This window comes from Streptomyces sp. NPDC001493 (assembly GCF_053597235.1).
In genome coordinates, this window is the sequence record NZ_JBSFHV010000008.1 from 68,926 (window position 1) to 83,095 (window position 14,170).

Genomic DNA, 14,170 nt, shown 5'->3' on the forward strand with positions numbered 1-14,170 from the left:
CCGTGCTGGGTCCCGTGATTCTCGCCGCGTCGCGCAGCGACCGGATGCGCCGGTTCATCTCGGCCGCACCGGGCACCAAGCAGGTCGTCGACCGCTTCATCGCCGGTGAGAACGTCGACCACGTCCTGCCCGTCGTCCGCGAATCCGTCGGGAAGGGCCTGGAGCTCACCCTCGACGTGGTCGGCGAGGACATCACCACGCCCGCCGAGGCCGCCGCCGCGCGCGACGCCTACCTGGAGCTGGTCGGCCGCCTGAAGGACCTCGGCCTCGGCACCAAGGCCGAGATGTCCGTCAAGCTCTCGATGTTCGGCCAGGCGCTGGAGAACGGCCACGAGCTGGCCCTCGCGAACGTCCGCCCGGTCGTCGAGGCCGCCGCCGCCATCGGCACCACGGTCACCCTGGACGCCGAGGACCACACCACCCTCGACTCGATGTTCACCATCCACGAGGAGCTGCGGAAGGACTTCCCGCAGACCGGCTGCGTGATCCAGGCGTACCTGTTCCGCACCGAGGACGACGCCCGCCGGCTCGCCGCCGCGGGCAGCCGCGTGCGTATCGTGAAGGGTGCGTACAAGGAGCCCGCCTCCGTCGCGTACCAGGACAAGGCCGAGATCGACAAGGCGTACGTCCGCATCATGAAGATCCTCATGGAGGGCGACGGCTACCCGATGATCGGGTCGCACGACCCGCGTCTCGTCGCCATCGCCCAGGAACTCGGCCGCCAGGCCGGCCGCAAGCTGGACGAGTACGAGTTCCAGATGCTCTACGGCATCCGCAGCGACGAGCACGTCCGCCTCGCCGCGGAGGGTCACCGCATGCGTGTCTACACCGCGTACGGCACCGACTGGTACGGCTACTTCATGCGCCGCCTCGCGGAGAAGCCGGCCAACCTCCTCTTCTTCGCGCGCTCCATCCTCACCAAGGGCTGAGTCCGGCTCCCACCCCCCACCCCGACGAACCAAGGAGACAAGGCACTCATGGATGCTGTCACCCAGGTCCCCGCGCCGGTCAACGAGCCGGTCCACTCCTACGCCCCGGGTACCCCCGAGCGCGCCCGCCTGGAGGCGAAGCTCAAGGAGCTCAGCGAGAACCCGATCGACCTCCCGATGACCATCGGCGGCGAGAAGCGGATGGGCGGTGGCGCGCGCTTCGACGTCGTGCAGCCGCACAACCACCGCGCCGTCATCGGTACCTTCGCCGGCGCCACCGAGCAGGACGCCCAGGACGCGATCGACGCCGCGCTCGCCGCCGCCCCGGCCTGGCGCGCGATGGCCTTCGACGACCGCGCCGCGATCATCCTGCGCGCCGCCGAGCTGCTCTCCGGCCCGTGGCGCGAGACGATGGCCGCCTCCACGATGCTCGGCCAGGGCAAGACCGCCCAGCAGGCCGAGATCGACACCCCCTGCGAGCTCGTCGACTTCTGGCGCTTCAACGTGCACTACGCGCGCCAGATCCTCGCCGAGCAGCCGCCGGCCAACTCCACCGGCGTGTGGAACCGCATGGACCACCGCCCGCTGGAGGGCTTCGTCTACGCGATCACGCCCTTCAACTTCACCGCCATCGCGGGCAACCTGCCGACCGCCCCGGCGCTCATGGGCAACGTCGTCGTGTGGAAGCCGTCCCCGACGCAGACCCACGCCGCCGTGCTGCTGATGCAGCTCCTGGAAGAGGCCGGCCTGCCCAAGGGCGTCATCAACCTGGTGACCGGCGACGGCATCGCCGTCTCCGAGGTCGCGCTGAACCACCGCGACCTGGCCGGCATCCACTTCACCGGCTCGACCCCCACCTTCCAGCACCTGTGGAAGACGGTCGGCACCAACATCGCCAACTACCGCACCTACCCGCGGCTCGTCGGCGAGACCGGTGGCAAGGACTTCGTCGTCGCCCACCCGTCGGCCGACCAGGCCGTGCTGAAGACCGCGCTGACCCGCGGCTCCTTCGAGTACCAGGGCCAGAAGTGCTCCGCGTCCTCGCGTGCGTACGTCCCGGCCTCCATCTGGAACTCCGGCTTCAAGGAGAAGTTCGCGGCCGAGGTCGACGCCATCACCATGGGCGACGTCACCGACCTGTCGAACTTCATCGGCGCCGTCATCGACGAGCGGTCCTTCGCGAAGAACAAGGCCGCCATCGACCGCGCCGCCGCCGACCCGACCTGCACGATCGTCGCGGGCGGCACCTACGACGACTCGGTCGGCTACTTCGTCCGCCCGACCGTCATCGAGTGCACCGACCCGGAGAACGAGGTCTTCACGACCGAGTACTTCGGCCCGATCCTCGCCGTGCACGTGTACGAGGACGACAACTACGACGCGATGCTGGAGCAGATGGAGTCGGTCTCCGACTACGCCCTGACCGGTTCCGTCATCGCCAACGACCGCGCCGCCGCGGCCCACACGATGGAGAAGCTCCGCTACGCGGCGGGCAACTTCTACATCAACGACAAGTCGACCGGTGCCGTCGTCGGCCAGCAGCCCTTCGGTGGCGGCCGCGCCTCGGGCACCAACGACAAGGCCGGCGCCCCGCAGAACCTCCAGCGCTGGACGCTGACCCGCGCCATCAAGGAGACGCTGGTCCCGCCGACCGAGTACACCTACCCCCACCAGGGCTGACGCCCCCCGGGGCGCCGCCCCCGTGCCTCGATCACCAGGCCGGCGCCCCGCCCAGAACCCCGCCCCTGTCCGGCACCCCCCCTGCCGGACGGGGGCGGTCTGCGTCCACCGGTCTGCGTCCACCGGCCGACTTGCTACCGCCGCACGGGGCCGGACGCGCACGGGCCCGGACGCACCGCGCCCCCCGACCCGAGCGGGCGGGGGGGCAGAGGTACGGGTACGGGTACGGGTGCGGCTCCCGTGGCCTCAGCCGCGCCGCTCGGGCGCCGCGCTCCAGGTGTCGGGCTGCCAGACGCCGGAGCGGCGCAGGGACGCGGGGCAGTGCCGGAATATCTCGTCGATCTCGACCAGCAGCGCCAGCTTCGGCCGGGCGCCCTTCGCGTCCGCCAGCTCGTCGAAGAACGGTGCGTCCCGCAGGACCCGGGCCCGGCCGTTGACGCGGAGCACGTCCATCACGCCGGGGATGAAGTAGAGAAGGCCGACGTGCGGGTTCTGCAGGATGTTGCGGAAACCGTCGGAGCGGCGGTTGCCCGGCAGGTCCGGCAGCGCGAGGGTGCGCTCGTCCAGGACGAGCGTGAAGCCCGGCTCCCCGCCCTTCGGCGAGGCGTCGCAGTTCCCCGCCGCGTCCGAGGTGGCGACCGTGCACAGCGGGGACTGGCCGATGAGCCTCAGGTCCTCCTCCGTCAGCCGGTCGTGGACCTTCTCGATGACGATCGGGTGCGGGGCACCGAGGAGCTCGGTCAGTTCCCCGGGGGCGGTGAGCTCGACCCAGCCGTCGCGGCCGAGCGCCGCCGGCGGGGCGGCTTCGGCGGGCGGGGCGGCGACGGGCGGGACGGCTTCGGGCGCTGCGGTGAGGCTCAAGACGACTTCCTGGCAGGTGACCTGGCGGTACGCACGGGCGGAGGTCGCCCTCCCCGGCACGCTTGGGTGGCCGGATCCGGACGGTCGGCCCGTGGGTCATTACGACCCGGACCGGTTTTTTCCGTACACCCTTACGATGTTAGGGTCACCTTACTGTAGGCCCTCGGGTTATCTCCTGGCGGGCATTCCCCCTGCGTGGAACCGGCTGCCGGCTTTACGCGGAGCCGTTGAGGAGCGAACGATGCCGGACGCGATACCGGCCACCGCGACAGGTGCCCGGTGAACCCGGCCTCCGCCACCCTGCCGACGGCGCGCACCGCACCGCCGGCCGGTGGTGTCCGCCGCAAGGGCTCACGCCCCGCACTCGCCGCCGGCCTCGTGGCCGGGCTGGTGGTCCTCGTGCTGATCGCCGCGGTCAGCCTCGCCGTCGGATCGGGGCACGTACCCCTCGCCGACGTGTGGCACGGCCTGGTCAGCCCCGACGACGCCCGGCGCACCGACGTCATCGTCCAGACGGTCCGCATCCCCCGCACCTGTGCGGGAATCCTCGCCGGAGTCGCCCTCGGCCTCGCCGGAGCGCTCATGCAGGGCGTCACCCGCAACCCTCTGGCCGACCCGGGCCTGCTCGGCGTCAACGCCGGAGCGTCCGTCTCCGTGGTCCTCGCCATGGGCGTCCTCGGCCTCACCGCCCCCGGGCAGTACCTCTGGTTCGGCTTCGGCGGCGCGCTGCTCGCCGCCCTCTTCGTCTACGGCGTCGGCTCGATCGGCAGGGAGGGCGCCACCCCGGTCAAACTGGCGCTCGCCGGAGCCGCGACCACCGCCTTCCTCGGCTCGCTCACCACCGCGGTGCTGCTGACCGACAGCAAGACCTTCGACCAGTTCCGCTTCTGGCAGGTCGGCTCGCTCTCGGGCCGGGAGACCGACGCGCTCTGGCAGGTACTGCCGTTCATCGTGGCCGGCTCCCTCCTCGCCCTCGCCCTCGGCCCCCAGCTCAACGCCCTCGCCCTCGGCGACGACGTGGCCCGCGGCCTCGGCCAGCGGGTGGGCCTGGCCCGCGCCGCCGCCGCCCTCGCCGTGGTCCTGCTCTGCGGCGCGGCCACCGCGATCGCCGGGCCCATCGGGTTCGTCGGGCTGGTCGTCCCGCACGCCGCCCGGCTCATCACCGGCCCCGACAACCGCTGGGTCCTCGCCTACAGCGCGGTCCTCGCTCCCATCCTGCTGCTCGTCGCCGACATCGTCGGCCGCCTGGCCGCCCGCCCCGCCGAGGTGCAGGTCGGCATCGTCACCGCCGTCATCGGCTGCATCCCCTTCGTGATCCTGGTGCGCCGCAGGAAGCTGGTGGAACTGTGACCGCCCCCGCCACCCCCTTCCGTCCCTTCCGTGACACCGCACCCGGCTCCTCCGCCGTGCGCGAGGTCGTCCGGGTGCGCCGCAACGGCCGTGCCCGCTACCTCCTGGTCTGCGTGGTCCTCGCCGTCGCCACCGTCGCCGCCCTGTGCGGTTCGCTGGCGTACGGGGACATGGCGGTGCCGCTCTCCGACGTGTTCGCCGCCCTCACCGGGCGCGCCGACGCCGCCACCTGGTTCATCGTCGGCGAGCTGCGGATGCCCCGCGCCCTGATGGCGATCCTCGTCGGGGTCGCCTTCGGGCTCTCCGGAGCGGTCTTCCAGAGCCTGCTGCGCAACCCGCTGGCCAGCCCCGACGTCATCGGCATCAGCGCGGGCGCCTCCGTCGCCGCGGTGCTCGCCTCCTCGCTCTTCGCGGTCAGCGGGGTCCTGCTCTCCGTGTCCGCCCTGGCCGGCGCCCTCCTCACCGCCGCGCTGATCTACGCGCTCGCCTGGCGGCGCGGAGTGACCGGAGCCCGGCTCGTCCTCGTCGGCATCGGGATCGGCGCCGGGCTGTCCAGCGTGATCTCGTACCTGATGACCCGCTCCGAGGTCACCGAGGCGCAGTCGGCGCTGCTCTGGCTCACCGGCAGCCTCAACGGCCGCTCCTGGGACCTGTTCCAGCCGCTGGCCTGGGCGCTCGTGGTGCTGCTGCCGCTGCTCTTCCTGGCCGCCCGGCAGCTGCCCGTACTCCAGCTCGGCAACGACACCGCCGCCGGACTGGGCGCCCGCACCGAGCGGGGCCGGCTCCAGCTGCTCTGCTGCGCCGTCGCGCTGGCCGGGGTGGCGACCGCCGCCGCCGGGCCGGTCGGGTTCGTCGCCTTCGTCTCCGCGCCCGTCGCCCGCCGGCTGGCCCCCGGACGCGGCGCCTCGCTGGTCGCCTCCGGGCTGACCGGCGCGCTGCTGGTGCTGGTCGCCGACTTCGCCGCACAGCACGTGCTGGACCTCGTCGACCTGCCGGTGGGCGCCTCCGGGCAGCTCCCCGTGGGCGTCGTCACCAGCGTGATCGGCGCCCCGTACCTGATGTGGCTGCTGATCCGCGCCAACCGTTCGGGACAGGGCGGATGACCCGCCCGCGGCCGACCGCGCGAACAGGGCGGGCAAGGACCCGCAAGGACCAGATGGAGGGGAGTGCCGCGTGAGCGCGGAACACAGCCTGGGAGCGCGCGGACTGCGCCTCGGATACGGCAGCCGGGACATCGTCAAGGACCTCGACATCGACATCCCGCCGGGCGGCGTGACGATGATCGTGGGCCCCAACGCCTGCGGCAAGTCCACCCTGCTGCGCTCCCTCGCCCGGCTGCTCGCCCCCTCGGCGGGCACGGTCCTGCTGGACGGCAAGGACATCCGGTCGATGCCCACCAAGGCGGTCGCCGGCATCCTCGGCATCCTCCCGCAGACCCCGGTGGCCCCCGAGGGCATCACCGTCGCCGACCTGGTCGGCCGGGGCCGCTACCCGCGCCAGGGCTGGCTGCGCTCCTGGACCGCCGAGGACGACGCGGCGGTCGCCGAGGCGCTCGTCGCCACCGACGTACTGGAACTCGCCGAGCGCCCGGTCGACGAACTCTCCGGCGGCCAGCGCCAGCGCGTCTGGATCGCCATGGCGATCGCCCAGCACACCGACGTCCTGCTGCTCGACGAGCCGACCACCTATCTCGACATCAGCCACCAGCTGGACGTCCTCGATCTGCTCACCGACATCAACCGGGAGCGCGGGGTGACCATGGTCGCCGTGCTGCACGACCTGAACCTCGCCTGCCGGTACGCCGACCACCTGGTCGCGATGAAGGACGGCCGGATCGTCGCCGAGGGCCGCCCCACCGAGATCGTGACCGGGGAACTGATCACCGAGGTCTTCGGAATGCGCTGCTCGGTCGTCCCCGACCCCGCGTCAGGCACTCCGATGATCGTGCCGATCGGCCGCCACCACGTGCCGGACGCGGCGCGCGAGGACGTCTCCGCCGTCTGAGGCGGGCTTCCGTCGCAGGGGGTGGGGCGACTCGGCGGGTCAACTCCCCCCGAGGTGAAGCGAATCGCGCTTCATGGAACCCCCGTGCGAGAAGTGAATAAGGTTAGGCTAACCTCATGGGCATGAAGAACGTGCGTCTCCGGAACCCTCTTGCCCGTCGTTCCGGTACCCCCACCCGCTCCCGCGCCTCCCTCGGCCTGCTGGCGCTTCCGCTCGCCGCCGTGCTGATCGGCGCGACCGGCTGCTCCTCCGACGACTCCGGCGACTCCGCCAAGGACGCGTCGTCCACCGCCTCCGCCGCTGCCGGCGCCTTCCCGGTGTCCGTCGACACCAAGTTCGGCTCCATCACGGTGAAGGAGCAGCCCAAGCGGGTCGTCGCACTCGGCTGGGGCGACGCGGAGACCGCGCTCGCCCTCGGCGTCCAGCCCGTCGGCGAGAGCGACTGGCTGGCCTTCGGCGGCGACGGCGTCGGCCCGTGGGCCAAGGGTCTCTACACCAAGAGCCCCGAGAAGATCGGCACCATGGAGCCGGAGTACGAGAAGATCGCGGCCCTCAAGCCCGACTTGATCCTCGACACCAAGTCCAGCGGTGACCAGACCCGCTACGACACCCTCAGCAAGATCGCCCCGGTCATCGGCGTCCCGAAGGGCGGCGACCAGTACAAGCTGTCCTGGGAGAAGCAGACCCAGATGGTCTCCACCGCTCTCGGCAAGAAGGCCGAGGGCGACAAGCTGATCAAGGGCGTCGAGGACAAGTTCGCCGCCGCGGCGAAGGCCCACCCCGAGTTCAAGGACAAGACGGTCACCCTCGCGTCGAAGACCTCGGTCGGCTGGGGCGCGTACGTCTCGGGCACCGGCCGTGTCGACTTCATCGAGCGGCTCGGCTTCAAGAACAACCCGGTCATCGAGAAGCAGGCCGGTGACGCGTTCTCGGTCAGCGTCTCCGAGGAGAACCTCGACCAGTTCGACGCCGACCTGATCGTCACCGCGCCGATCGGTCTCAAGCCGGCCCAGGTCACCTCCGACGCCCTGTACAAGAAGATCCCCGCGGTCGCCGACGGCCACGCGATGGTCTTCGACGAGGGCGGTCTGAGCCAGGCCTTCGCCACCGACTCGATCCTCTCGACCTCCTACGCCATCGACCACGTCGTGCCGGAGTTCGCGAAGTACGTCAAGAAGTAGCAGCACCCCGCCAGGTCTCCGGGCCGGTGGGACGGGCGCACGGTCGCGCCCGTCCCACCGGCCCGGTCCGTTTTCCCCGGCCGCCCGGAGGCCGGGCGTGGCGATCATGCCGGACATGTCACGCGAAGACCTGCCCGATCGCATGGCCGTCACCTCGCCCGGCCCGGGCCGCCCAACCCGCTCGGCCGGCTGTCTCACCGCCCCTGAGCAGGCACGACCCCGTTCGCGGTGGGCGCCCGTGCCGGAGTTGCGGGCTGTCGACGCGGACCGGGCCGTCTCAGATAGTAGGAAGTCCGAGTAATTGTGGGGACAGAGCGGCCCAGGTGTCCTAGCGTTGTAGGAGCCGAACGATTCGCTTCTACCAGCGACTGGTGGTGAGCGGGTTCGCCCGATGCAGGCCATCCCTGCGGCGCCCGCTCCCGTACCTTCCGGCTTTCCCACCCGGTTCCGCCGTACCCGGCGGCAGTGCGTCGCCCGCCGCCGTACCCCTGGAGCACGGCCCCGGCCCGCGCGATTCCGCGCGACCGGCATGGTCCGTGAGCCCTGGAGCCCGTGAGCCGTACCACCCGTGAGCCGTACCACCCGTGAGCCGTACGACCTGTGAGCCGTACGACCCGTGATCCGTACGACCCGTGACGTGTACGACCCGTGATGTCCGTGTCACCCGTGATTTTCAGGAGGCGTTCCCCCATGGCCGAGACCACCGTCCGCCGTCGCGTCCGTCACACCCCCCGCCCCACCGAAGCCGAGCGCAAGAACGCCGCCGCGGCCCTCCAGCGCGCCCTGGACCGCCGCGACAACGGCGGGGCCACCGGCCACTGAACCCAGCCGGGCCCGGGGGCGCCCGCCGTCTTCCGGCGTACGGAAGACGGGCGAGAGCCCCCGGGCCCATGGCGGTCCGCGGCGGATCAGCCGCGGCTGACCTCGAAGTGGTCGATCCGCGCACCCGACTCGGCGAGGGCGGTGACCTTCATCTTCGGGTGCTGACCGACCGAGACCTCGACCGCGAGGAACGAGTAGCCGGTGTACCGGACGCGGGACCACTCCACGGTCTCGGCCGCGTGGACGCCGCCCTTGGCCACGTAGTACGTGTCCACGCTCTCCTGGTCGTGGACGTGGCCCTCGTACGTGTCGGGGGCGGGGAAGTTGTAGAGCGACTTGCCCGCGCCGCCGGCCGTGACGTACACGATGCCGTCGCGGGTCGGGTCCGTGCGCTCGCCGATCGGCACCTTGCGGGAGACCGCGTTCTTCTTCAGGGCGTCGGTGCGCTCGTACACGTGGTTGTGGCCGTTGATGACCAGGTCCACCTGGTGCTTCTCGAACAGCGGCACCCACGCCTCGCGGACCCCGCCCTCGGAGGCGTGCGCGTTGGTGGTCGAGAAGGCGCAGTGGTGGAAGAAGACCACGATGAAGTCGACGTCCTTGCGGGCGCGCAGCTCGCCGAGACGGCGGTCCAGCCACTTCGTCTGCTTGCCGCCGCTGATGCCGAGGTTCGCCGGGATCTCGTTCGAGACGTCGTTGGCGTCCAGGGCGACGACGGCCACGTTGCCGTGGACGAAGGAGTACGCGCCCGGCTGGCCGACCGGGTCGGGGCCGTTGTCCGGCAGCGTCCAGCGGGCGTTCTGGCCGCCGTAACCGTCGGGGGTGTACCAGGCCTCCATGTCGTGGTTGCCGGTCGTCACCATCCACGGCACCGTCTTCGCGACTGTCTCCGTCTGGGCGAGGAACTGGTCCCAGGTGCGCGCGTCGTAGACGTCGCTGTCCTGGCCGGAACCCGACGGGTCGGCGTAGCAGATGTCGCCCGCGTGCAGGTGGAAGGCCGGGTTCTGACCGAGCAGCAGCTGGTCGTTGCCGAGGGCGTGGTAGCTGACGCCCTGGTCGCCGAAGGCCGTGAAGGTGAAGTTCTCGGCGCGCGAGGGCGCGGTGGTGAACGTACCGAGCGTGCCCAGGTTGCGGGTGTCGGCCGGGTCGAAGCCGTCGTGGCCGACGCCGTAGTAGTACGTCGTGCCGGGCTGCAGGCGCTCCAGGCTCGCGTGCACGTAAAACTGCTCGGCGGCGGCGATCGCGCCGTTGTTCAGCGTCGGCGTGGTGAGGTGGCGCACCTCGGCGTCGATGCGGCGGCTCAGCGACCACGGCTTGAGACCGATGCGGATGTACGGGCGCTTCACGGCGAACGGGACCTGCCACGAGACGCTCATCTGCGTCTTCGGGTCGGCGCCGTACGCGAGGTGGCGGCCGAACGGTGCCACCAGCGAGCCGTCCACCTGCGTGGTGGAGCGCGAGGTGAGCACCGTCGGGGAGCTCTTGGAGGAGTTGGCCGCGGCGGGGGAGGCCGTGAGGAGGCCGGTGCCCATGCCCGCACCGGCGACGGCGGCGGTCGCCACGCTCGTACGCAGCACGCCGCGGCGCGTCAGCTTGGTGCGGAGGTACTCGTGCTGCTCCGCCATGCTCATGCGGGCGGCGAGCTTCTCGGGGATTCCGAAGCGAGGGATGTCCATGGCCAGAACATCTACTTCCGGAGTGACCCGATCCCGTCCACGAGGTGAACGGCACGCGTACAGCTCACCATGTGTCCGTATAGTGGACGGCCGGTGTCATGGGGTGGGACGCAAGGCTAAGGTGCCGTCATGTCTCGCAGCATCAATCTCGCAGTGATCCCCGGTGACGGAATCGGCCAGGAAGTCGTTGCCCAGGGCCTGAAGGTCCTCAACGCCGTCCTCCCGCAGGATGTGAAGCTGGAGACCAAGGAGTACGACCTTGGCGCCCAGCGCTGGCACCGCACGGGTGAAACCCTCCCCGACGCGGAGCTCGACTCCCTCAAGGGCCACGACGCCATCCTGCTCGGCGCGATCGGTGACCCCTCGGTCCCGTCCGGCGTGCTGGAGCGCGGGCTCCTGCTGAAGCTGCGCTTCGCCTTCGACCACTTCATCAACCTGCGGCCGTCGAAGCTCTTCCCGAACACCGCGACCCCGCTGGCCGGCCGCCCCGACATCGACTTCGTCGTCGTCCGCGAGGGCACCGAGGGTCCGTACACCGGCAACGGCGGCTCGCTGCGCACCGGCACCCCCGCCGAGGTCGCCACCGAGGTCAGCGTCAACACCGCGTACGGTGTCGAGCGCGTGATCCGCGACGCCTTCGACCGCGCCGCCGCCCGCCCCCGCAAGAAGCTGACGCTGGTCCACAAGAACAACGTCCTCGTCTACGCCGGGCACCTGTGGAAGAACACCTTCGACAAGGTCGCGGCCGAGTACCCCCAGGTCACCACCGACTACCTGCACGTCGACGCCGCGACGATCTTCTTCGTCACGCAGCCGGAGCGCTTCGACGTCATCGTCACCGACAACCTCTTCGGCGACATCCTCACCGACCTCGCCGCCGCCGTCACCGGTGGCATCGGCCTGGCCGCCTCCGGCAACATCAACCCGACCGGCGCCTTCCCGTCGATGTTCGAGCCCGTCCACGGCTCGGCCCCCGACATCGCCGGCCAGGGCAAGGCCGACCCCACGGCCACGATCCTCTCCGTCGCCCTCCTGCTGCGCCACCTCGGCTACGACGCCGAGGCCGAGCGCATCGAGACGGCCGTCTCCGCCGACCTCGCGGAGCGTGACGGGATCACCCGCACCACCGACGAGATCGGCGACGCGCTCGCGGTACGGGTAGCGGGCTGACCCGACGACTCACCAAGAAGCCGCCGGGTCGCACACGCACCCGGCGGCTTCCGCATGCGCGGCCCCGGGTGCCCCCATCGACCCAGGGACCGTGAAATACGTCATTTCGTACCCAGCCTTCCACGAGCGATAATCGGACGTGGGGCCGCAGCTCGCGGCAATGTTCGGACATCCTCGCGCTCCGCGCTTGTTCGCACGTGCGGGTGGGAGCGGGCGGAAGCACGGTCCCTCACACACAGATACGTGAAGGACACGCACTCATGACGACGCCCACGATCGAGCTCAAGCCCACCTCGTCCCCGCTGTCCGACGCGGAGCGCGAGGCGATCCTCGCCGCCCCCGGATTCGGCCGCCACTTCACCGACCACATGGTCACCATCCGGTGGACCGAAGGCCGGGGCTGGCACGACGGGCAGCTCGTCCCGTACGCCCCGCTCTCCCTCGACCCCGCGACGATGGTCCTGCACTACGCGCAGGAGATCTTCGAGGGACTGAAGGCGTACCGGCAGCCCGACGGCACCGTCGCCACCTTCCGCCCCGAGGCCAACGCCAAGCGCTTCCAGCGCTCCGCCCACCGCCTCGGCATGCCCGAGCTGCCGGTGGAGACCTTCATCGAGGCCTGTGACGTGCTGGTCCAGCAGGACAAGGCATGGGTTCCGGCGCACGGCGGCGAGGAGTCCTTCTACCTCCGCCCGTTCATGATCGCCACCGAGGTCGGCCTGGGCGTGAAGCCCGCCAACGAGTACCTCTTCCTCGTCATCGCCTCCCCGGCCGGCGCCTACTTCGCCGGCGGTGTGAAGCCCGTCTCCATCTGGCTCTCCGAGGACCGCGTCCGCGCCGTCCCCGGCGGCATGGGCGACGCCAAGACCGGCGGCAACTACGCCGCCTCCCTGCTCGCCCAGGCCGAGGCCACCGCCAAGGGCTGCGACCAGGTCGCGTACCTCGACGCCGTGGAGCACAAGTGGGTCGAGGAGCTCGGCGGGATGAACCTCTACTTCGTGTACGAGAACCACATCGTCACCCCCGCCCTCACCGGCTCCCTGCTCGCCGGCGTCACCCGTGACTCCCTCCTCACCGTCGCCCGCGACCTCGGCTACACCTCCGAGGAGGGCCGCGTCTCCATCGACCAGTGGCGCGAGGACAGCGCGAACGGCACCCTCAAGGAGGTCTTCGCCTGCGGCACCGCCGCCGTGATCACCCCCGTCGGCACGGTCAAGTCGGCCGGCGGCGAGTGGATCCAGGGCGACGGCACCCCCGGCGAGATCACCCTGAAGCTCCGCGAGCGCCTCCTGGACATCCAGCGCGGCATCGCCGAGGACACCCACGGCTGGATGCACCCGCTGGGCGACTGACAGCAGGTCGTTCCACCGCACCCACCCAGTACGTACGAAGGCCGCGCCCGACGGAAGAACGGGGCGCGGCCTTCGGGCGTCGTACGGGGCGCGAACGGGGGTGTTCGTCAGGCGGTTCGGCCTGCCGAGGCGTCCGGCTCCGGCTCCTGTGGTGCCCCGTCCTGTTCCTCACGGGGCACCACGACTGTCAGCCCGCGCCCATTCCTCCGTTTCCACAGGTCAGGTCCGTGTACGGAGCGAAGAACGTAGACGGTGTTGCCCTGGACGTCGGTGACGATCGCGTCCCGCCCGGTTTCCTCATCGTGCACCTGGTCGCCCACCCAGGGCTTGCCGTCCTTCACCGGCGCACCTCACTGCTCAACTCCGCCCAGACCTGCTTGCCCCAGCGGTACAGCTCGGTCCCCCAGCGCTCGCTGAGCGCGTCGACCAGCACCAGACCTCGCCCCCGCACAGCGTTCTCGTCGGGGTTGGAGCGCATCAAGGGGATGGCCTTCGACCGGTCCATGACCCCGATACGGACGCAGCCGGGTCTCGGCCGGGAGACGATGACCCGCACCTGTTCCAGGTGGCCGTGGTCGATGGAGTTGCTCGTCAGTTCGGTGACGATCAGGGTGGCGTCATCGGTCAGGTCGTCAATTCCCCACGCGGCGAGAGCGGTTCGTACGAGCTGACGTGCGACGGCCGCGCTCGCCGGTGTGCGAGGGAGCGTCTTGGAGTAGGGGGAGAGCCTCGCGGGGCTGTCTTCCGTGCAGTTCTTGGTCACGTTGTCACCTCCGGGCGGAGCTGAGCCCATAAGCACTGGCCGTCTTGGGAGACGCCCGACGAGTGGCCCAGCCGGCTGATGATGAGGGCGCCCGGCCCGCACATGGCGGGCACGGGCAGCGGCAGGAAGCCGGTGGCGCTGATGCGAGCCCTGCTCCCGGCGGTCGAGATGGTCATCTCGACGGCGTCGGGGCTTCGACCGGTGAGGCCGACCAGGATCGCTACGAACAGCTCGTTGGCGATCAGTTCGGCGTCGTTGTGGCTCAGCCGCCCACGGACCCAATGGCGCACGTGGCCTGCCTCGCCGGGATGCCCCTTGAAGAGCACGCGCCAGGTATGGCCCGATTCGGGCATGACTGTCCTTCCGGCTTCCGTTTTATCTG

Annotated in this window: 14 protein-coding genes; 9 read left to right on the forward strand and 5 right to left on the reverse strand. The window is 70.9% G+C overall.

Annotation, left to right across the window (positions count from 1 at the left end; genetic code table 11):
• Window positions 1–2: 2 nt before the first annotated feature.
• Together ACWCWD_RS14045 and pruA are read left to right on the forward strand one after the other, a co-directional pair.
• On the forward strand, window positions 3–929 hold the full coding sequence (locus ACWCWD_RS14045; RefSeq protein ID WP_450772807.1) for a proline dehydrogenase family protein: 927 nt from the start codon (window positions 3–5) through the stop codon (window positions 927–929).
• 48 nt (window positions 930–977) lie between these two features.
• Window positions 978–2,609 carry an L-glutamate gamma-semialdehyde dehydrogenase gene (pruA, locus tag ACWCWD_RS14050; RefSeq protein ID WP_450772809.1) on the forward strand — a complete coding sequence of 544 codons (1,632 nt, stop codon included), beginning with the start codon at window positions 978–980 and terminating at the stop codon, window positions 2,607–2,609.
• Between the two features lie 246 nt (window positions 2,610–2,855).
• Here the strand turns inward: pruA and ACWCWD_RS14055 are convergent, their stop codons facing one another.
• A complete protein-coding gene (locus ACWCWD_RS14055; RefSeq protein WP_450772810.1) occupies window positions 2,856–3,470 on the reverse strand; it encodes an MSMEG_1061 family FMN-dependent PPOX-type flavoprotein in 615 nt (204 codons plus the stop codon).
• Between the two features lie 279 nt (window positions 3,471–3,749).
• Between ACWCWD_RS14055 and ACWCWD_RS14060 the strand changes: the two genes are divergently transcribed.
• The 5 genes from ACWCWD_RS14060 to ACWCWD_RS14080 all read left to right on the forward strand — a co-directional run bounded on the left by ACWCWD_RS14060 (window position 3,750) and on the right by ACWCWD_RS14080 (window position 8,827).
• A complete protein-coding gene (locus tag ACWCWD_RS14060; protein ID WP_450772812.1) occupies window positions 3,750–4,820 on the forward strand; it encodes a FecCD family ABC transporter permease in 1,071 nt (356 codons plus the stop codon).
• Window positions 4,817–5,923, forward strand: a complete 1,107-nt coding sequence (locus ACWCWD_RS14065) for a FecCD family ABC transporter permease (protein ID WP_450772814.1) — start codon at window positions 4,817–4,819, stop codon at window positions 5,921–5,923. The genes ACWCWD_RS14060 and ACWCWD_RS14065 overlap by 4 nt, the downstream gene beginning before the upstream one ends.
• A 70-nt stretch (window positions 5,924–5,993) precedes the next feature.
• A complete protein-coding gene (locus ACWCWD_RS14070) occupies window positions 5,994–6,824 on the forward strand; it encodes an ABC transporter ATP-binding protein (RefSeq protein ID WP_450772816.1) in 831 nt (276 codons plus the stop codon).
• A gap of 116 nt (window positions 6,825–6,940) precedes the next feature.
• A complete protein-coding gene (locus ACWCWD_RS14075) occupies window positions 6,941–8,005 on the forward strand; it encodes an iron-siderophore ABC transporter substrate-binding protein (protein ID WP_450772818.1) in 1,065 nt (354 codons plus the stop codon).
• A gap of 690 nt (window positions 8,006–8,695) precedes the next feature.
• Entirely contained in the window at window positions 8,696–8,827 is a 132-nt protein-coding gene (locus ACWCWD_RS14080; RefSeq protein ID WP_390962475.1) for a hypothetical protein, read from the forward strand.
• 86 nt (window positions 8,828–8,913) lie between these two features.
• Here the strand turns inward: ACWCWD_RS14080 and ACWCWD_RS14085 are convergent, their stop codons facing one another.
• A complete protein-coding gene (locus ACWCWD_RS14085; RefSeq protein WP_450772820.1) occupies window positions 8,914–10,503 on the reverse strand; it encodes a purple acid phosphatase family protein in 1,590 nt (529 codons plus the stop codon).
• A gap of 129 nt (window positions 10,504–10,632) precedes the next feature.
• On the opposite strand from ACWCWD_RS14085, the gene ACWCWD_RS14090 reads away from it, so the two are divergent.
• Window positions 10,633–11,673, forward strand: coding sequence for a 3-isopropylmalate dehydrogenase (locus ACWCWD_RS14090; RefSeq protein ID WP_450772822.1), 1,041 nt, complete (start codon window positions 10,633–10,635; stop codon window positions 11,671–11,673).
• A 260-nt stretch (window positions 11,674–11,933) separates the two neighbouring features.
• Window positions 11,934–13,025 carry a branched-chain amino acid aminotransferase gene (locus ACWCWD_RS14095; RefSeq protein WP_450772823.1) on the forward strand — a complete coding sequence of 364 codons (1,092 nt, stop codon included), beginning with the start codon at window positions 11,934–11,936 and terminating at the stop codon, window positions 13,023–13,025.
• 107 nt (window positions 13,026–13,132) lie between these two features.
• Here ACWCWD_RS14095 and ACWCWD_RS14100 read toward each other — a convergent pair whose 3' ends face one another.
• The 3 genes from ACWCWD_RS14100 to ACWCWD_RS14110 are packed head-to-tail and all read right to left on the reverse strand — an operon-like array spanning window position 13,133 to window position 14,141.
• The gene (locus ACWCWD_RS14100; RefSeq protein ID WP_450772824.1) at window positions 13,133–13,366 is read right to left on the reverse strand and encodes a hypothetical protein; all 234 of its coding nucleotides are present in this window, start codon (window positions 13,364–13,366) and stop codon (window positions 13,133–13,135) included.
• Entirely contained in the window at window positions 13,363–13,788 is a 426-nt protein-coding gene (locus ACWCWD_RS14105; RefSeq protein ID WP_450772825.1) for an ATP-binding protein, read from the reverse strand. Before ACWCWD_RS14105 ends, ACWCWD_RS14100 begins: the two co-directional genes overlap by 4 nt.
• Entirely contained in the window at window positions 13,785–14,141 is a 357-nt protein-coding gene (locus ACWCWD_RS14110) for a hypothetical protein (RefSeq protein WP_450772827.1), read from the reverse strand. Before ACWCWD_RS14110 ends, ACWCWD_RS14105 begins: the two co-directional genes overlap by 4 nt.
• Window positions 14,142–14,170: the final 29 nt, after the last annotated feature.